Source organism: Azospirillum rugosum, assembly GCF_017876155.1.
In the GTDB taxonomy this organism is placed as follows: domain Bacteria; phylum Pseudomonadota; class Alphaproteobacteria; order Azospirillales; family Azospirillaceae; genus Azospirillum; species Azospirillum rugosum.
In genome coordinates this window covers 122970-139310 of sequence record NZ_JAGINP010000011.1, presented here as the reverse complement: position 1 = coordinate 139310, position 16341 = coordinate 122970, and the positions used below count along the sequence as shown (strand labels likewise).

18 protein-coding genes are annotated in these 16341 nt (G+C 69.5%); 14 read left to right on the top strand and 4 right to left on the bottom strand.

Annotation, left to right across the window (positions count from 1 at the left end):
• The first annotated feature begins 44 nt into the window (after window positions 1-44).
• Window positions 45-1097, top strand: a complete 1053-nt coding sequence (locus J2851_RS16420) for a LysM peptidoglycan-binding domain-containing protein (RefSeq protein WP_209767459.1) — start codon at window positions 45-47, stop codon at window positions 1095-1097.
• Between the two features lie 96 nt (window positions 1098-1193).
• Here the strand turns inward: J2851_RS16420 and J2851_RS16415 are convergent, their stop codons facing one another.
• Window positions 1194-1658 carry a hypothetical protein gene (locus J2851_RS16415; protein ID WP_209767458.1) on the bottom strand — a complete coding sequence of 155 codons (465 nt, stop codon included), beginning with the start codon at window positions 1656-1658 and terminating at the stop codon, window positions 1194-1196.
• A 125-nt stretch (window positions 1659-1783) separates the two neighbouring features.
• Here J2851_RS16415 and J2851_RS16410 point away from each other — a divergent pair, with 125 nt between their 5' ends.
• Both J2851_RS16410 and pssA read left to right on the top strand, forming a co-directional pair.
• Window positions 1784-2482 carry a phosphatidylserine decarboxylase gene (locus J2851_RS16410; protein ID WP_246500709.1) on the top strand — a complete coding sequence of 233 codons (699 nt, stop codon included), beginning with the start codon at window positions 1784-1786 and terminating at the stop codon, window positions 2480-2482.
• The gene (pssA, locus tag J2851_RS16405) at window positions 2479-3411 is read left to right on the top strand and encodes a CDP-diacylglycerol--serine O-phosphatidyltransferase (RefSeq protein WP_209767456.1); all 933 of its coding nucleotides are present in this window, start codon (window positions 2479-2481) and stop codon (window positions 3409-3411) included. Before J2851_RS16410 ends, pssA begins: the two co-directional genes overlap by 4 nt.
• Window positions 3412-3435: 24 nt before the next feature.
• Here pssA and J2851_RS16400 read toward each other — a convergent pair whose 3' ends face one another.
• Window positions 3436-3759, bottom strand: a complete 324-nt coding sequence (locus J2851_RS16400) for a hypothetical protein (RefSeq protein ID WP_209767455.1) — start codon at window positions 3757-3759, stop codon at window positions 3436-3438.
• Between the two features lie 217 nt (window positions 3760-3976).
• Between J2851_RS16400 and J2851_RS16395 the strand changes: the two genes are divergently transcribed.
• On the top strand, window positions 3977-4567 hold the full coding sequence (locus J2851_RS16395) for a GNAT family N-acetyltransferase (protein WP_209767454.1): 591 nt from the start codon (window positions 3977-3979) through the stop codon (window positions 4565-4567).
• 556 nt (window positions 4568-5123) lie between these two features.
• Window positions 5124-6725 carry a hypothetical protein gene (locus J2851_RS16390; RefSeq protein ID WP_209767453.1) on the top strand — a complete coding sequence of 534 codons (1602 nt, stop codon included), beginning with the start codon at window positions 5124-5126 and terminating at the stop codon, window positions 6723-6725.
• 72 nt (window positions 6726-6797) lie between these two features.
• Here J2851_RS16390 and prmB read toward each other — a convergent pair whose 3' ends face one another.
• Complete coding sequence (prmB, locus tag J2851_RS16385; protein WP_209767452.1) at window positions 6798-7766, bottom strand: 50S ribosomal protein L3 N(5)-glutamine methyltransferase; 969 nt, start codon at window positions 7764-7766, stop codon at window positions 6798-6800.
• Complete coding sequence (gene arsC, locus J2851_RS16380; RefSeq protein ID WP_209767451.1) at window positions 7767-8108, bottom strand: arsenate reductase (glutaredoxin); 342 nt, start codon at window positions 8106-8108, stop codon at window positions 7767-7769.
• A 417-nt stretch (window positions 8109-8525) separates the two neighbouring features.
• Between arsC and serA the strand changes: the two genes are divergently transcribed.
• The 9 genes from serA to J2851_RS16335 all read left to right on the top strand — a co-directional run bounded on the left by serA (window position 8526) and on the right by J2851_RS16335 (window position 16218).
• Complete coding sequence (gene serA, locus J2851_RS16375; protein ID WP_417281603.1) at window positions 8526-9779, top strand: phosphoglycerate dehydrogenase; 1254 nt, start codon at window positions 8526-8528, stop codon at window positions 9777-9779.
• 77 nt (window positions 9780-9856) lie between these two features.
• Entirely contained in the window at window positions 9857-10597 is a 741-nt protein-coding gene (locus tag J2851_RS16370) for a hypothetical protein (RefSeq protein ID WP_246500708.1), read from the top strand.
• A gap of 86 nt (window positions 10598-10683) precedes the next feature.
• Entirely contained in the window at window positions 10684-11544 is an 861-nt protein-coding gene (locus J2851_RS16365; RefSeq protein WP_209767449.1) for a PIG-L deacetylase family protein, read from the top strand.
• On the top strand, window positions 11535-12590 hold the full coding sequence (locus tag J2851_RS16360) for a glycosyltransferase (protein ID WP_209767448.1): 1056 nt from the start codon (window positions 11535-11537) through the stop codon (window positions 12588-12590). Before J2851_RS16365 ends, J2851_RS16360 begins: the two co-directional genes overlap by 10 nt.
• Entirely contained in the window at window positions 12590-13654 is a 1065-nt protein-coding gene (locus J2851_RS16355) for a GNAT family N-acetyltransferase (protein ID WP_209767447.1), read from the top strand. The genes J2851_RS16360 and J2851_RS16355 overlap by 1 nt, the downstream gene beginning before the upstream one ends.
• On the top strand, window positions 13651-14469 hold the full coding sequence (locus tag J2851_RS16350) for a hypothetical protein (RefSeq protein ID WP_209767446.1): 819 nt from the start codon (window positions 13651-13653) through the stop codon (window positions 14467-14469). The genes J2851_RS16355 and J2851_RS16350 overlap by 4 nt, the downstream gene beginning before the upstream one ends.
• A 49-nt stretch (window positions 14470-14518) precedes the next feature.
• The gene (locus J2851_RS16345) at window positions 14519-15001 is read left to right on the top strand and encodes a GNAT family N-acetyltransferase (protein WP_209767445.1); all 483 of its coding nucleotides are present in this window, start codon (window positions 14519-14521) and stop codon (window positions 14999-15001) included.
• 326 nt (window positions 15002-15327) lie between these two features.
• Window positions 15328-15630, top strand: a complete 303-nt coding sequence (locus tag J2851_RS16340) for a hypothetical protein (protein WP_209767444.1) — start codon at window positions 15328-15330, stop codon at window positions 15628-15630.
• 159 nt (window positions 15631-15789) lie between these two features.
• Entirely contained in the window at window positions 15790-16218 is a 429-nt protein-coding gene (locus J2851_RS16335; RefSeq protein WP_209767443.1) for a bacteriohemerythrin, read from the top strand.
• Window positions 16219-16341 lie beyond the last annotated feature (123 nt).

Below are 16341 nucleotides of genomic sequence, written 5' to 3'. Positions count from 1 at the left end.
TGATTCGTCGGCGATCAGGCCGGCGATGACGCAGCGGTGATCCGGTGAACCAGGCCCTCTTGATCGGCGGTGTCGCGACGGTGCTGGCCGTCGGGGCCGCCGCCTACGTGTCGTTGACCCCTCCCGCGTCACCAACCGCCGGGAACAGCGGAACGACGGTGGCCCTGGGCACCGTTCCGGCTCCCGCCAAGGAGGTCAAGCCCGCGGACCAGAAGGCGGCGGCACCGGCCGGACCGCGCTTCGACATCGTGCGCGTGGCGCCGGACGGCGCGACGGTCATCGCCGGCCGGGCGACGCCGGGCTCCTCGGTGGTCGTGCGCGACGGCGACAAGCCGCTCGGGTCGGTCACCGCGGACGGGCGGGGGGAATGGGTGCTGCTGCCGGACCAGCCGCTGTCGCCCGGCTCACGCGAGCTGAGCCTGGCGGAGAAGGCGCCCGGCAGGGCCGACCCGACCCCGGCGGACAAGGTGGTGGTCGTCATGGTTCCGGAGCCGCCGCCGGCACAGGGCGGCGCCTCGTCCGACCAGCCGATCGGGCCGCTGGCCGTCGCCGTGCCGCGAGACGGCATGGGGCCGAGCACCGTCCTCCAGGTGCCGAAGTCGGACGCTCCGGCGACGCGCGGCCTGTCGGGGGCTCCGCCGGCCCCGCCCGGCGGCGTGTCGGTCGAGAGCATGGACTACGACGCCGCGGGGCACGTCGCCATGGGCGGCCGGGCGCAGCCGGGCAGCGCCGTGCAGCTCTACCTCGACAACCTTCTGGTCGGCCGTGCCGCCACCGACCCGGACGGGCATTGGCGCCTCAGCCCCGACCGGCCGGTGAACCCCGGCGTCTACACCCTGCGCGCCGACCAGGTGACCGACTCGGGCAAGGTCACCGCCCGAGTCGAGCTTCCCGTGCAGGTGTCGGAGGTTCCCGCCAACCTGCCGGAGGGGCGGTCGATGGTGGTCCAGCCCGGCAACAGCCTGTGGCGCATCGCCCGCGCCACCTACGGGCATGGCGTCCAGTTCACGCTGATCTACGAGGCCAACCGCGACCAGATCCGCGATCCCGACCTGATCTACCCTGGCCAGATCTTCGCGCTGCCCGTGTCGAACTGACGACTCGTAGGTTGGGTGGAGCGCCAGCGCAACCCAACACACCCCGCCACGCCGACGCTGTTGGGTTCCGCTGGCGCTGCACCCAACCTACGGGGCTCAGAGATAAGGCGCCAGCAACCTCAGGAACGGGCGGGCTTCCTGCACGGCGAGCACGGTCTGGTGGATCAGATCCTCCGGCGACGCCTGACCGTCGAAGGTCTTTTCCGAGAACAGCAGGATCTTCTGCCCTTCCTGGACCACGAACGCCACATGCTTCAGGTTTTCGATGGCGCGCAGGACGGCCAGCAGCTGGCGCCGGCGTTCGGGGGACTGCGCGGTGTAGGGGATGTGCCCCACCTCCGCCCAGACCTGCGAGCAGGACTTCTCCCCGTCGAAGCTGACGGCGATGCTGAAGGGCAGCCCCTCCGCCACGAAATGCAGGCGGGCCGGGCGCGGCGGCTTGGCGATCCCCAGCACGCCTTCCGGCGTCATGCTGATCGAGCCGGGGCTGAAGGGCAGGGCGGTCTCAGCGACCTCCGCGAGCGACGGCATGGCCTGAAGGCGGGCGGCGGGAACGGACACGGGGGCTCGCTCATTCCTGTGGTTGACGTTCTGAGTCTCCGCCTCGCCTGCTAAAATTCTGTAAAGGGCGGGGGATGGCGTCTAGAATGCGCCGCTCCAAACGATCCGAGGGTAAAGTTCCGGCGATGTCCGCCATCGATACCGTAGTCGTCCCCATCCACCGCGCCGGCTGGCCCTTCATCGCCGCTTTCGCCGTGGTTTCCCTGATCCTCGGGCTTGCGGTGGCAGAGCCGCTCGGCTGGCTGGGGCTCGTTCTGACCCTGTGGTGCGCGTATTTCTTCCGCGACCCCGACCGCGTGACGCCGACGCGCCCCGGCCTGCTCGTCAGCCCGGCCGACGGCCGCGTCACGATGATCGTGCCGGCCGTCCCGCCGCCGGAACTCGGCATGGGCGACCAGCCGCGCACCCGCATCAGCATCTTCCTCAACGTCTTCAACGTCCACGTCAACCGCGTGCCGGCCGACGGCACGGTGGTGGCGGCGGAGTACCACAAGGGTACCTTCGTCAACGCCGCCCTGGACAAGGCCAGCGAGGAGAACGAGCGCGCCGCCTTCCGCCACCGCCTGCCGGACGGGCGGGAGATCGCCTACGTGCAGATCGCCGGCCTGGTCGCCCGCCGCATCCTCTATTGGGTGAAGGCGGGGCAGGAGGTGAAGGCGGGCGAGCGGTTCGGCCTGATCCGCTTCGGCAGCCGCACCGACGTCTACCTGCCGGACGGCGTGATGCCGCTGGTCTGCGTCGGGCAGACGGCCATCGGCGGCGAGACGATCCTGGCCGACCTGACCTCCGACGAACCGCAACGACAGGGGGATGTGCGCCGATGAAACGGCCGCCCGTCTTCAAGCAGCCGGTCTTCAAGCCGGGCGTTTTCCGCAAGCGCCGCGCCCGGCGGCCCCACCCGCGGCTGAAGGGGTTGTCGATCAACCACCTGCTGCCGAACGTCCTGACGGTGCTGGCGCTGTGCTCCGGCCTGACCGCCATCCGCTTCGCCATGCACGAGCGGTGGGAGCAGGCGGTGATGTGCATCGTCATCGCCGCGGTCTTCGACGCGCTGGACGGCCGCATCGCCCGCCTGCTGAACGGGCAGAGCAAGTTCGGGGCGGAGCTGGACAGCCTGTCCGACGTCATCAGCTTCGGCGTCGCCCCGGCCTTCATGATGTATCTGTGGGCGCTGAACGGGGCGGGCAGCCTGGGCTGGATCGCGGCCATGGCCTACGCCGTGTGCGCGGCGCTGCGGCTGGCGCGCTTCAACTCGCGGCTGGGCGACGTGGACCTGCCGCCCTGGGCCTTCAACTACTTCACCGGCATTCCCGCCCCGGCGGGCGCCGGGCTGGCCGTGCTGCCCATGGTCATCGGGTTCGAGGCCGGTCCGGCGGTCGCCGGCCACCCGGCCATCGTCGTGCCCTGGACCCTTCTGGTCGGCGGCCTGATGGTCAGCACGCTGCCCACCTTCTCCGGCAAGGGCATGCGGGTGCCGACGCACTATGTGGTGCCGGCGCTGGTCGGGGTCGGGCTGCTCGCCGCCTCGCTGGTCAGCCAGCCCTGGTGGACGCTGGCCTTCGTCGGGCTGGTCTATCTGGCGAGCCTGCCCTTTTCGATCGCCCAGTTCCGCAAGCTGCAGCGCGCCGCGCAGATGATGCAGACGGTCGAGGAACCGCCCGCGTCAGAGACTGGCGCCGAGGGAGCGGAGTCCGACGCGATCCGCCCCGGCCCGGCCGCGTCCTCGCCCGAGGCGAAGACGACGACTGATTGACTGGGTCCGGCTGCCGGTCGCCGCTCAGTCCGCGGCGGCCGGCAGATCATTGGGAAGGGTGCGGTCCGTGACCGACACCTGCGACACCATCGGGATCTGGCGCAGGCAGTTGCCGACGTGGTTCGATTCGGCCTGGACCATGCCCACGACCTCGACCCCCACGGTCAGGCGGTCGCCGAGCAATTGGCTCGTCAGCGAGAGCGGGACGAGGCCGCGCTTGGCGAACAGTTCCAGCACGCGCGGCAGGGTGCCGGGATCGGCATCGGCCTCCACGGTGAAAGCGACGCAGCGGTTGGGATCGGTCGGACGGGATTCAGCGGCGGGAGCCGCGAGCACGACAGTCGACATGGTTCACGCTTACCTGTGGATTGGGTCGGAAAAGGCGGACGAGCAGAAACCCCGGCTCTCAGGCGAGAACCGGGCTGCTAATTCGCAGACCCAGGGTAAGGTGACGTCGAGACATGCCGGGGAGCATAGGGCGCAACGGGCGGTCGGTCAACGCCTCCGCCACGCCCGACGTTCGCAACGCGGCGATGACCAACGGGACGGGGACGGAACAGACGCGATGGATCACTCGGATCGGATCATCCGCCCGGCCATGGCCGATGACGCGCCGGAGATGGCGCGGCTGATCGACATGGCCGGCGGCGGTGTCTACGAATTCCTGCTGGGCGGCCTCGTGCCCGGCCTGACGGCCGCGGAGATGCTGGTGCCGGGGCTGGCCGGAACGTCCGGTTCCTTCTCGCACCGCCATTCCGGCGTGGCGGAGGAGGGTGGGCGGATCGTCGGGGTTGCCCATGCCTACCCGGTGGACTGGATGAGGGCGCAGGACTACACCGGCCTGCCGCCGGACCGGCTCGCCCATATGGCCGATTTCAGCCGGACCCAGGACTGGGGCAGCTATTTCCTGTCGGCGCTGGCGGTCGATCCGGACTGGCGCCGCCGCGGGATCGCCCGAAGCTTGCTCGCCTGGGTCTACCAACGGGCGCGGACCGGCGGGTTCGATCGCGTGACCCTGCATGTCTGGGCGGACAACGCGGACGCGCAGCGGCTCTACGCCGGGGAAGGCTTCGAAGAGGTCGCCCGCGCCGACGTTCCCTGGCACGAGCGCTTGCCGCACCGGGGTGGAAGCGTGCTGCTTCGGCGGCGCGTGTGAGCGGTCCCGGCCAGGCCTGACGCGTCATTCGTCAGGCTTGGCCGGACGAGACGGTCGACTGAGGCCAATAGCCGCACGGTCCAGGACCGCGCGTTGTCGAACGCCACGGGGCCGGTTCGCCCGGATCGTTCAATTTTCGGCAAATCTCCTTGAACTTTCTCTGGTTCGCGACTTTTGCGATCCGGATGGTCAAAGATTATCATGTTCGTAATCGAACAATTTTCTGCAATCGATCAAGCGTATTGCGAATGAACAGTCTTTGTGGATTGTTGACGTCCCGGCTTTCGGAAATTACCGTGGAGCAACAGCTGGTCATCGCGAAGGTTTTTTGGTTCATCAAAATGGTTAATCGAAAATTTACTTTCACAAGGGGCGCGGTTTCGCGATCGGAAAAGGGCATTAAAGATATTTAATCTTAAGGTTTCCTGGACGTGTTTTTGATTCTTCTCGGAGTTGTGGTGTTCAGCAGCAACAAAGAAATAACCTCAGCAATCGGGAATAAAGAATATAGGCGGACGGGGACAATCGAAATCGCCTTTTGTCATGGTTTTTATTGATGAAGAAAACGCTCCTGAAAATCCTTCGGCTTCCGCACGGTCGCGGCAAGAGCAGTGCGTTGGCGTCGGACGGACCATCGTCCGCGCGGGAGCGGACCTTCGCCTTCACCCGCGACCATCTCGACAAGCTCGACAAGCTCTTCGGCGAAATGGACGGCCGATCGGTCGTAACGCTGGCGCGGAGTGTCGAGCGGGGGGAACTGGACGCCCTGTGCGAAGGGCTGGACCGGCAGCAGCTCCTCGCCACGCTGCGGCCGGCGCTGCGCCGCGAACAGGCTCCCCGGACGCCCACCCTGTGGCGGCGGCTGTGCCGCCATGCGGAGCATTTCTTCGTCGACAAAATCCAACATTTCCCCGGCGCGCATTGGCACATCGCGCGGCCGCTGATCCGTGCCGCCGAAGGACTCGTCGAAGCGCAGCTGCCGCAGTGGAACCGCTTCAAGGAGGACTACGCGCAGGCCACCACGCCGGAAAGCCGCATCCTCATCACCATCGACGCCGCCGAAGCGGTCAGCCGTCTGCTCCGCTCGCCGAAGCGGCCGGACTGGGAGCCGGCCCTGGCCAAGGCCAGCGGCCAATCCCTGGACCAGGTCGCCGCCGGCCTGGACGCGCTGGCCGGCTGCTTTGCGATGGCGCGCTGGTATTTCCACGCGCAGCGGGCGGTCTTCTACCGGAGCGATGACGAAACCGACCTGATCTTCTTTCAGTCCGCCCGGGAAAAGCCGACCTGGGAGATCGACGAGCAGCAGATCGACGCGCTGCACCGCGTCCTCACCACCTTGTCGGAGGACACGAAGGACTACGCCCATTTCCTCCTGATCCAGCTGTCCGTGGACCTGAAGGACCGCGCGATCATCCTGACGATCGCTCCGCCCGTCATCCGGCACGAAATGACAGAGAAGCTGGGACGGCCGCCCTTCGGCGCGGTGATGGACTTCCTCGTGTCGAGCATCGAGAAGGGGACGCGCGATTTCGTCGCAGACGTCGCCCGCTGGCGCAAGATGGCGACGGACGACGCGGACTTCGTGGCCCTGACCGCAACCATCCTGTCCACCATCCAGGGGGTCGAGCGGCAGATTCAGCATCTGAACCGGGTGGTGAGGATGCGCAAGGACAACGTCTTCGTGAAGCGCATCGAAAAGGCGCGCCTGGCCGTCGGCATGGCGGTCGCCGGCGTCCTGCTGCCGCGCAGCTTCGCCATCCTCGACGTGACCTTCGCCGACCGGACGCCGCTGGAGACCGGCGCCACCGCCGAGATCGAAAAGCTTTTGGCGTCCCTGCTGAACGTGTCGTGGCGGATGGCCGAAACGGGCGGGCAGAACCTCGCCGCGGCCAGCAGCAAGGAACAGGTGTTCGGCATCGTGTCCCGCGCCGCCGTCGCCTTCCGCCCGTCCCTGTTCAAGGCCAACCCGGGCGAGGCGGCGCAGCTGGCCACCACGCTGGCCCACACGGCCTGCATCGCCGGCCGCCTGGGGGCCACCGGCACCATCAGCGAAATGCAGGACCGGCTCGGCCCCATCTGGGAGCACATCCCCCAGCTCTGGCCGTGCCGCGACGGGACCAAGACCTGCTGCCGGGCCTTCGTCCGGCCGGCGTTCTAGCCCAAGGGGCGCTTGGGGCGCGCCGGCGGCACTGCGGGGGATGTCCCGCCGGTGTGCCGCCGGCCTTCCCGGTTACTTCCCGCCGGCCTTCAGCTGGTCGCGGGTCAGCCAGAAGACCTCGCCGAAGCTGTTGGCCGTTTCCACCCAGAAGAAGTCCAGGTTGGGATATTCGGCCTCCAGGATCTCGCGGCCGGTGCCGAACTCGCACAGCAGGCCGCCTTCCGGCGTCAGGTGCTTGGGCGCCTCCTTCAGGATGCGGCGGACGATGTCCAGCCCGTCCTCGCCCGACGCGAGCGCCATCGCCGGCTCGTGCCGGAACTCCGGCGGCAGGTTGGCCATCGCGTCCGCGTCCACATAGGGCGGGTTGGTGATGATGACGTCGTACTTGCGGTTCTTCAGCGGCGCGAACAGGTCGCCCTGGTGCAGGGTGATGCGGTCCTCGTAGCCGCTGTCGGCGACGTTGCGCTTGGCCACCTCCAGCGCGTCGGCGGACAGGTCCACCGCGTCCACCTGCGCCTCCGGGAAGATGCGCGCGGCGAGGATGGCGAGACAGCCGGACCCGGTGCACAGGTCCAGCACCCGCTCCACCGCCGTCGGGTCCTCCACCAGCGTGAAGTCGTCGACGTCGTCATCGCCGCCATCGTCGCCGCCGATCAGGCCGGAGAACAGGATCTCCCCGATGTAGGAGCGCGGCACGATCACCCGCTCGTCCACATAGAAGGGAATGCCCTGGATGTAGGCCTTGTTCAGCAGGTAGGAGGCCGGCTTGCGCGTCTCCACGCGGGCGTGCAGCAGCCCGGCGACCTTCTGCCGCTCCGCCGTGGTCAGTCGGGCGTCCAGATAGGGCTCCAGCTGGTCGATCGGCAGGTTCAGCCCTTCCAGCACCATGAAGACCGCCTCGTCGAAGGCGTTGCTGGTGCCGTGGCCGTAGTCGATGTCCGCCTCGTTGAAGCGGCTGACGCCGTAGCGGATGAGGTCGCGGATCGTGCGCAGCTCGGCGGCGGCGTCCGCGGCGGTGAGGCCCAGGGAGTTTTTGGTCACTTACAGGATCTCCAGAACGCTTTCCGGCGGGCGGCCGACGCGGGCCTGATCGCCCTTGACGACGATGGGGCGCTCGATGGCGCTGGGGTTGGCGACCATGGCGGCGACCAGTGCTTCGCCGTCCAGGTCCTTGGCGATGCCGGCCTCGGCCGCTTCCTTGGCGCGCAGGATGTCGCGCGGGCCCTTGCCCAGCTTGCCCAGGATGGCCGTCAGCTCCGCGGCCGACGGCGGGGTCTTCAGATACTCCACGACCGTGGGCTCGATGCCCTTGGAGCGCAGAAGCTCCAGCGTCTGGCGCGACTTGGTGCAGCGCGGGTTGTGGTAGATGGTGACGTCGGTCATGCCGGGGCCTTTCTTCGGGTCGCGGGCCTCATTCTCGCTGCGTCGAGAGATACCGCGCCCCGCGTTCCGCGCCAAGCCACATGCGGGCGCACCCCAGGGCAATCGCTTCGCGGCAGCGCTCGCCCAACCCCGCCCGGTTGCCTCATGGCTCCGAATCCTGTAGGATTAATGTCCTTGGATCGCCGGGAGGGAACAGCCATGAAACATCGTCATCACTCATGTTTCATAGCGTTTCACAGCGTTTCATTCCTCCGCACGCCGCGAACGCGCCCCGCGCGTCGCGCCGTTCCGCCATGCGAAAGGAGGCCCCGCGGCGCAACATCGCCTGCGTGACAAGGTCGGCTCTTGGTATTAATTTGCGCCCTCGCTCTTATGACGGCCCGCCGGGGCGGGCCTCCAGATGGACGGATGCCTGCCGTGACCAAGCTTTCGCTCTCCAAGGACAAGATCAACATCCTGCTGCTGGAAGGCGTCCACGACAACGCCATCAGCGAGCTTGAGCACGGCGGCTATGTGTCCGTCGAGCGCCTGCCGCGCGCCCTGGACGAGGCGGAGCTGCTGGAGCGCATCGGGTCCGTGCACATCCTGGGCATCCGGTCGCGCACCCACCTGACCGCCAAGGTGCTGGAGGCCGCGTCGAAGCTGATCTGCGTCGGCTGCTTCTGCATCGGCACCAACCAGGTGGACCTGAAGGCCGCCCGCCGACTCGGCATTCCCGTCTTCAACGCGCCGTACTCCAACACCCGTTCGGTGGCGGAGCTGGTGATCGGCGAGATCATCATGCTGATGCGCGGCATCTTCCCGAAGTCGAACCTCGTCCACGCCGGCGGCTGGATGAAGTCGGCCAAGGACTCCTACGAGATCCGCGGCAAGACGCTGGGCATCGTCGGCTACGGCCACATCGGCACGCAGGTGTCGATCATGGCCGAGTCGATGGGCATGAAGGTCCGCTACTTCGACGTGGTGAACAAGCTGGCGCTCGGCAACGCGCAGCCCTGCCACTCGCTGGAGGAGCTGCTGGCCGTGTCCGACGTGGTGACCCTGCACGTCCCCGACACCCCGCAGACCCGCAACATGATCGGCCCGGCGCAGCTGCGCGCCATGAAGAAGGGCAGCCACCTGATCAACGCCGCCCGCGGCCAAGTGGTCGACATCGAGGCGCTGGCCGGCGCGCTGAAGGAGCGTCACCTGATCGGCGCCGCCATCGACGTGTTCCCGAAGGAGCCGGGCAGCGACGCCGAGGTGTTCGAGAGCGCGCTGCGCGGCCTGGACAACGTGATCCTGACCCCGCACATCGGCGGCTCGACCATGGAGGCGCAGGCCAACATCGGCACCGAGGTGGCGCAGAAGCTGATCGAGTATTCCGACAACGGCTCGACCATGGGGGCGGTGAACTTCCCGCAGGTGGCTCTGCCTGTCCACGCCGGCTGCACCCGCTTCCTGCACGTGCACGAGAACCGTCCGGGCGTGCTGCGCAAGATCAACGAGGTCTTCTCCGGCCGCAACCTGAACATCGCCGCCCAGTACCTGCAGACCGACCCGGAGCTGGGCTACGTGGTCGTGGACGTGGACGGCGACGTGGACGAGAACGAGGTGGCGAGCGAGTTGCGCGCGATCGAGGGCACGCTGAAGGCGCGCTTCCTCTATCCGGGCAAGCCGGGCGGCTGCTGAGCCTGAGGCTGCACGGGCTCGCGGTACCCCTTGCCGCGGGGCTTGCGGTGCGCAGGGGCGGATCCGACATTCCGGGAATGATCCCGGGCATCCTCCGTCGTCGGCTGCTGCTGCCGGCCTTCCTCGTCCTCCTCGGCGGGGCAGGCCTCCTGTCGGCCGCCCCGGCGGCGGCGCAGCAGGGGGGCGCGTGCCCGCAGTACGGTCCGCCGCAGCTCAAGGTCGACGTCCTGACGTCGCCCCTGCGCCGGGACTATGGCCGCTCCATCGACCAGCTGGCCCGCATGCCCGGCCGGGCGCCGGGGCCGGCGGGGGCGTCGAACGGGCACATCCTCGGCCTGGCGTTGGTCAAGCACGGCGAGCGGTCGAACCTGGAGGCGCTGATCCAGCCCATGGGCGACGGGACCTTCTGCGTCACGCCGAAGCTCCTGACCGCCGGGTTCGGCTATGAGGAGCGGACCATCTACGTGGCCCGCGAGCTGCCGCAGAACAGCTGCATCTTCGGCGAGGTGCTGAGCCACGAGATGAAGCACATCTCCGTGGATGAGCAGCTGCTGCGCGAATACGCGCCGACGCTGAACCGCCGGCTGGAAGCCGCGGCGGCCCGGATGAAGCCGGTCCGCGCCCGGTCCAAGGACCAGGCGATGCGGGCTCTGCTCCAGCCGGTCAACAGCCTGCTCCGCCACATGCTGCAGGAGTTCGGCCAGGAGCGGGAGCGGCGCCAGGCCCAGGTGGACACGCTGGCCGAATACGAGCGGGTCAGCCGATCCTGCAACGGCGAGATCAATCGGTATATCCCCAAGGGCAAGCGTCGCGTCTGACCGTTCGTGTAGCGCTCCAGAGTTCCGGAACCCGGCCCCGGTGCCCCTGTTTGGCATTCGCACATCCGAAACTGCGAACAGCCGAAATGCCATTCCCCTGCATCGACGCCTGCATCGATGGGGCGCCGCCCGCGTCACGCCAGCAACTGCCCTTCGACCACAGCCAGCGGGCGCTGGTGGTCGTGGCCCATCCCGACGACGAAACCATAGGAGCCGGCGCCCAGCTCGGCCGCATCAATCGCCTCCGCATCCTGCACACGACCGATGGCGCCCCCCGCACGGGCCCCGATGCGGAGGCCGCCGGCTGCGCCACGGCCGCGGCCTACGCGGCGCTGCGCCGCGCGGAGCTGGAGCGGGCCCTGGACCTGGCCGGCATCGCGCCGGACCGGCTCGACGGGCTGGGCTTCGCCGACCAGGGCGCCTCCTACCATTTGGCGGCGCTGACCCGGCTGGTGATGCACCGGATCGAGGACGAGCGGCCCGACGTGGTGCTGACCCACGCCTATGAAGGCGGCCACCCCGACCACGATGCCACCGCCTTCGCCGTGCACGCCGCCTGCGCCCTGCTCGACGGCGACGCGCCCCGAATCGTGGAGATGGCGGGCTATCACGGCGGTGGGGGAGGCATCGTCTTCCAGGACTTCCTTCCACGGCCCGGCATGCCCGTCTGCACGGTGCGGCTCGGCCCGGAAGACCGCGCGCTGAAGCGCCGGATGCTCGACGCGCACGCCAGTCAGGCCCGCACGCTCGCCCCCTTCCGCGACGACGTGGAGCGGTTCCGCCCCGCGCCGGCCTACGACTTCACGCGGCCGCCGCACGAGGGACCGCTGAACTACGACCGCTTCTCCTGGGGCATCAGCGGGGAGCACTGGCGCGCCCTGGCGGCCGACGCCCTGCGGACGCTCGGCTTGGCCGCCTCCGGCGGGGAGGGCGGCGGATGCCGTTGACCGTCCTGAGCGTCGCCTATCCCTTCGCGCCCGTCGGCCCCGACGCGGTGGGCGGGGCGGAGCAGGTGCTGTCCACGTTGGACCGCGCGCTGGCCGCCGCCGGCCACCGCTCGCTGGTCGTGGCTTGCGAGGGCTCCACGGTGGCGGGCACGTTGTTGCCGGTCCATGCGGTCGGCGGGCGCATCGACGACTCGATCCGGGCCGGCGTCCATGCCCAGGTGCGCCGGATCGTCCGCGCGGTGCTGGCGCGATACCCCGTCGACCTCGTGCACTTGCACGGCATCGACTTCGCCGACTGCCTGCCGCCGCCCGGCGTGCCGGCGCTGGCGACCCTGCACCTGCCGCCGGGCTGGTACCCGCCCGACGTCTTCGCCCCCAACCGTCCCGACACGCATCTGGTCTGCGTCTCCGCCTCGCAGCACCGGGCTTGCCCGCGGAGCGCGCGGCTTCTGCCGCCGATTCCCAACGGCATCCCGCTGGACCGTTTCGCCACGCGCCTGACCAAGCGCCGCTTCGCCCTGGCGCTCAGCCGGATTTGCCCGGAGAAGGGCATTCACACCGCCCTGGACACGACGGCCCGCGCCGGCCTGCCGCTTCTGGTCGGCGGGCAGGTGTTCCCCTACGAGGCGCACGAGCGCTACTTCGCGGAGGAGGTGAAGCCGCGCCTGACCGGCGGCAGCCGCTTCCTCGGCCCGGTTGGCGGCGCGCGCAAGCGGCGCCTGCTCGCGGCGGCGCGCTGCCTGCTGGTGCCGAGCGAGGCGCCGGAAACCAGCTCGCTGGTCGCCATGGAGGCGATGGCGAGTGGAACGCCGGTGGTCGCCTTCGGCAACGGCGCCCTGCCGGAGATCGTCGAGCCCGGCGTCACCGGCTTCATCGTCGAGGACGCGGCCGCCATGGCCGACGCGATCGCCGCGGCCGGCCGCCTCGATCCGGAGGCCTGCCGCGCCGCCGCGCGGGCGCGCTTCTCGGCGGAGCGGATGAGCAACGACTATTTCGACCTTTACGCCCGGCTGTCCCGCCGGACGGCGAACGCGGGAGCGGCCTGATGCCTTCTGGTTTGAGCTTCCGCCACACCCCAGCGACCATTCCCGGGTCGGATGCAAGCGGCGAAGCCAGCGGTGCGTCCGGTGTCCGGATCGTCGCCGCGCGCAGCGACGCGGCGCTGGAAGCGCTGGCCGCTCCCTGGGCCGCGCTGTGGCGCCGGGTTCCGAACGCCACGCCCTTCCAGCATCCGGCGTGGCTGATCCCCTGGTGGCGAGCCTTCGCCCATGGCGAGCTGTGGGTGCTGGCCCTGTACCGCCGCGTCCGGCTGGTCGGCGTGCTGCCGCTCTACCGGGAGGGCGACCGGCTGATGCCGCTCGGCGCCGGGATCACCGACCTGCTCGACGCGCTGGTGGAACCGGAGGTGCCGCTGGCCGAGGTCCTCGGCGCCGTCCCGGACCTGACCGGCTGCGGCGTGCTGGAATTCCCCGCGCTGCCGCCCTGGTCGCGGCTGCTCCGCTTCGGCCCCCCGCCGGGCTGGCGTGAAACCTGCGGGGCGACGGACGTCTGCCCGTTCCTGCCCCTGGGCACAGCGGGGGAGCGCGACTTGGCCGCGGTGCTTCCCGCCGCGCAGGCGCGCAACCTCCGGCACACCGGGCGCCGGGCGGAGCGGGCCGGCGGAGTCGCCGTGGAGAACGCCACCCCGCACACCGCCGGCGGCATGCTGGAGGACCTGTTCCGCCTGCACGCCGCGCGCTGGGCCGGCCGGGGGGAGCCCGGCGTGCTGGCCGACCCGGCCGTGCAGGCCTTCCACCGCGCGGCCGTGCCCGCGCTGGCCGAGGCCGGCCTGCTGCGCATGCACCGGCTGCACATCGGCGGGCGTCTGGCCGCGGTGCATTACGGTCTCGGCGACGGGCGGCGCGCCTACTACTACCTGGGCGGCTTCGACCCGGAGCTTGCCGCGCAGGGTCCCGGCGTCCTCGCGGTGGGGCACGCCATCGCGGAGGCGCTGGCGGAGGGGGCCGCCGAGTTCCACTTCCTGCGCGGGCGCGAGGCCTACAAGTACAAATGGGGCGCTGTGGACCAGCCGAGCCTGACCCGCCGCTTCACCGCCGGAGGCGGCGCATGACCCGGCCGCTGGGTGTCCGTTGGACCATCGGCGACGTCAGCCCGCGCGGGTTCGAGGCGCTGCGCCTGTCGATCTGGGGCGCCTGGAGGCTGTTCGGGCCGGAGGCGCGCTACGCGGTCGTCGTCAACAGCATGACCCCGGAGGTGGCGCGGGAGCGCACCGGGCCCGTGCCGGACGCCGTGGCGTGGCGGGCGGCGGGCGGGCTGCCGGACTTCCTCAGCCACCACCTGGACGGTGCCATGGCGGAGGGGGTGGCCTGGAAGTTCGCCCCGTTGCGCCTGTTCCCCGACCGCTACGAGCTGTCGCTCGACAACGACTGCATCCTCTGGGACCTGCCCGCGGCCATGCGCGCCTGGCTGGAGGAGGCGGAGCCGCGCTGCCTGATCGCCGGCGACGTGACGCTCGCCCACGGCGCCTTCACCACCTTCACGCGGGAGGAGCCGCGCAACGCCGGCATCCGCGGCCTGCCGCCGGGCTACGACCTGGGTGCGGCGCTGCAAGCGGTGCTGGAGCGGCATCCCGTCCCCCTCGCGTCGGAGCTGGACGAGCAGGGGCTCCAGGTCGTGGCGCTCGACCTCGGCCGACCGGCCCATGTGGTGTCCACGGCGGACGTGTCGATCTGTTCGCCCTTCTGGCCGAAGACGCCGGAACTCGGGCGGGTCGGCGCGCATTTCGTGGGGTTGAACGCGCGCGCGCTGCCCTGGACCTACTACGACCGCCCGGCGACCGAGTGCGTGATCGAGAACTGGACGCGGCACCGGCCGGAGCTGTACCGCCGCGTCGGCCTGATGGAGCCCGCCTTGCCCGATGGATGAGCCCGCGGAAATCGGCCCGGTGTTTGGCCGGGTGACCTTGAGCGTTCCCATGACCATCCGCCTCTGCACCGGGGCGGACCTGCCCGCGCTCGAATGGATGGGCCTCTACAGCCCGCACCGCGCCGTGATCCAGGAGGCCTTCGCGGCCCAGCAGCGGGGCGACGGGCTGATGCTGCTGGGGGTGTCCGGCGGCTTCCCGGTCGGGCAGGTCTGGGTCGACCTCGCCACCAAGCGCGCGGAGCGGACCGCCGTCCTGTGGGCGGTGCGCAGCTTCCACCCGCTGCACGGCACCGGCATCGGCGGTCACCTGATGGCCGCCGCCGAACGCCTGCTGCGCGAGCGCGGCTACCGGCGCGCCGAGCTGGGCGTCGAGCGCGGCAACGACGCGGCCCGCCTCTTCTACGAGCGGCGCGGCTGGCGGGCCGAACGCCCGTTCCGGGAAACCGTCCGCTTCACGACCCCGGACGGCGAGCCGGTCGAGCAGGCCCTCGACCTGATCCTGATGGCGAAGGGCCTGGATCCCGACGAATGAAACATCGTGCGACGTTTTTTCGATGATGTTTCATTGGCGCGGGCCATAGGCGCAGATGGGCCGTTGATGTGGGAATTATAGCCTAATGCGGCGGGGTGGGGCAAGGGCCGTAGGTTGGGTGGCGCGCAGCGGAACCCAACACGGTGCGCACGGCGACGCTGTTGGGTTGCGCTGCGCTCCACCCAACCTACGGTGCTGAGTGGTGGCGGTGATGCACCCGTGCAACCCTGTTTTGAAAAAGCGGAGGCGTTGCGCAAAAACATGCGATTTGTCTCAAATCGACGTTAAAAGAGTCGACCTATCCTTTTGCTCAGTCGCTCAGGTGCATGGTGCAGGTTCGGCTCGACGACGAGGCGTCGCTGTGCTCGATCGGAATACTCGCGGAAGCGGTGGAGCGCATCTGCGTCAAGGGCGTGCTGGAACTGCGCATGCTGCGCAACGCCTTGCGGGAAGCGACCGCCAACCCGACCCCCGACGCGGTGAAGACGGCCTTCGGCATGTTCGCCCGCGTGGACCGCGACTTCCGTCGCATGATCGCGCACGAGGCGCTGACGCTGGCCGCCCAGCGCCGGGGGCAGTACGGGCCGAAGGTCCGCGCCGTGCGGCGGGCGCGGGTTGGGCCGGGGTGAGCGGCGGCTTCCCGGAATGGACGTGTCGAAAGTCGCGGAAGTTGCCGGCTTTTGTCGGTGTTTGCGGCAAATTGTCCATGCCGTCTCACGGTTGGCGGGTGCTAACGTCCGGGACCCATTCGTGGTCAGCCCGTCAGCCCACCCGACAGCAAGGCCAGCATGCACACGCCCACTCGATTCCCGTGGAAGGATGAATACACGGTCGGGAACGAGTTCATCGATTCCCAGCACCGCACGCTTCTGGAGTTGTCGGACCTCCTGCACGTCGCGGTGAACGCGGGGCAGGGCTACCGCATCATCCAGAACGCCTACGCGGCGCTCGTCAAATACACGCAGGAGCATTTCCAGGCGGAGGAGCGCTTCTGGGGATCGGCGAAGAGCAAATCGGCCGAACAGCACCGCGCCGTGCACCGGACCATCGCGGCGGAACTGGCCGACCTGCGGCAGGAGGGCGAATTCGGTGTCGTCTTCTGCACGCCCAACGAGCTGTCGAACTGGGTCGAGCACCGGCTGATCGCCCACTTCATCGAAGAGGACCAGAACGCCTACCGCACCCTGCCCAGGCCGGGCCGGAAGGCGAAGGGCTAGGAAGCCCCGCCGGGCGCGCCAATCGGAGGTTTAACAACGCACATCGCCTTCGCCGCGGAACGGTCCTTGGCCTGAAGGGTTTATGTCGGTGCACGGGGGCGTTTCCCCCTTTCCCGGTTCCCA

What these genes read in the sequence shown, in the direction of transcription:
- pssA (WP_209767456.1), top strand. Translation starts at nt 2,479, where the DNA reads ATGAAACGGCCGCCCGTCTTCAAGCAGCCGGTCTTCAAGCCGGGCGTT.
- J2851_RS16395 (WP_209767454.1), top strand. Translation starts at nt 3,977, where the DNA reads ATGGATCACTCGGATCGGATCATCCGCCCGGCCATGGCCGATGACGCG.
- J2851_RS16340 (WP_209767444.1), top strand. Translation starts at nt 15,328, where the DNA reads ATGGTGCAGGTTCGGCTCGACGACGAGGCGTCGCTGTGCTCGATCGGA.
- J2851_RS16365 (WP_209767449.1), top strand. Translation starts at nt 10,684, where the DNA reads ATGCCATTCCCCTGCATCGACGCCTGCATCGATGGGGCGCCGCCCGCG.
- arsC (WP_209767451.1), bottom strand. Translation starts at nt 8,108, where the DNA reads ATGACCGACGTCACCATCTACCACAACCCGCGCTGCACCAAGTCGCGC.
- J2851_RS16390 (WP_209767453.1), top strand. Translation starts at nt 5,124, where the DNA reads ATGAAGAAAACGCTCCTGAAAATCCTTCGGCTTCCGCACGGTCGCGGC.
- J2851_RS16355 (WP_209767447.1), top strand. Translation starts at nt 12,590, where the DNA reads ATGCCTTCTGGTTTGAGCTTCCGCCACACCCCAGCGACCATTCCCGGG.
- J2851_RS16400 (WP_209767455.1), bottom strand. Translation starts at nt 3,759, where the DNA reads ATGTCGACTGTCGTGCTCGCGGCTCCCGCCGCTGAATCCCGTCCGACC.
- J2851_RS16360 (WP_209767448.1), top strand. Translation starts at nt 11,535, where the DNA reads ATGCCGTTGACCGTCCTGAGCGTCGCCTATCCCTTCGCGCCCGTCGGC.
- J2851_RS16370 (WP_246500708.1), top strand. Translation starts at nt 9,857, where the DNA reads ATGATCCCGGGCATCCTCCGTCGTCGGCTGCTGCTGCCGGCCTTCCTC.
- J2851_RS16350 (WP_209767446.1), top strand. Translation starts at nt 13,651, where the DNA reads ATGACCCGGCCGCTGGGTGTCCGTTGGACCATCGGCGACGTCAGCCCG.
- J2851_RS16345 (WP_209767445.1), top strand. Translation starts at nt 14,519, where the DNA reads ATGACCATCCGCCTCTGCACCGGGGCGGACCTGCCCGCGCTCGAATGG.
- J2851_RS16335 (WP_209767443.1), top strand. Translation starts at nt 15,790, where the DNA reads ATGCACACGCCCACTCGATTCCCGTGGAAGGATGAATACACGGTCGGG.
- J2851_RS16410 (WP_246500709.1), top strand. Translation starts at nt 1,784, where the DNA reads ATGTCCGCCATCGATACCGTAGTCGTCCCCATCCACCGCGCCGGCTGG.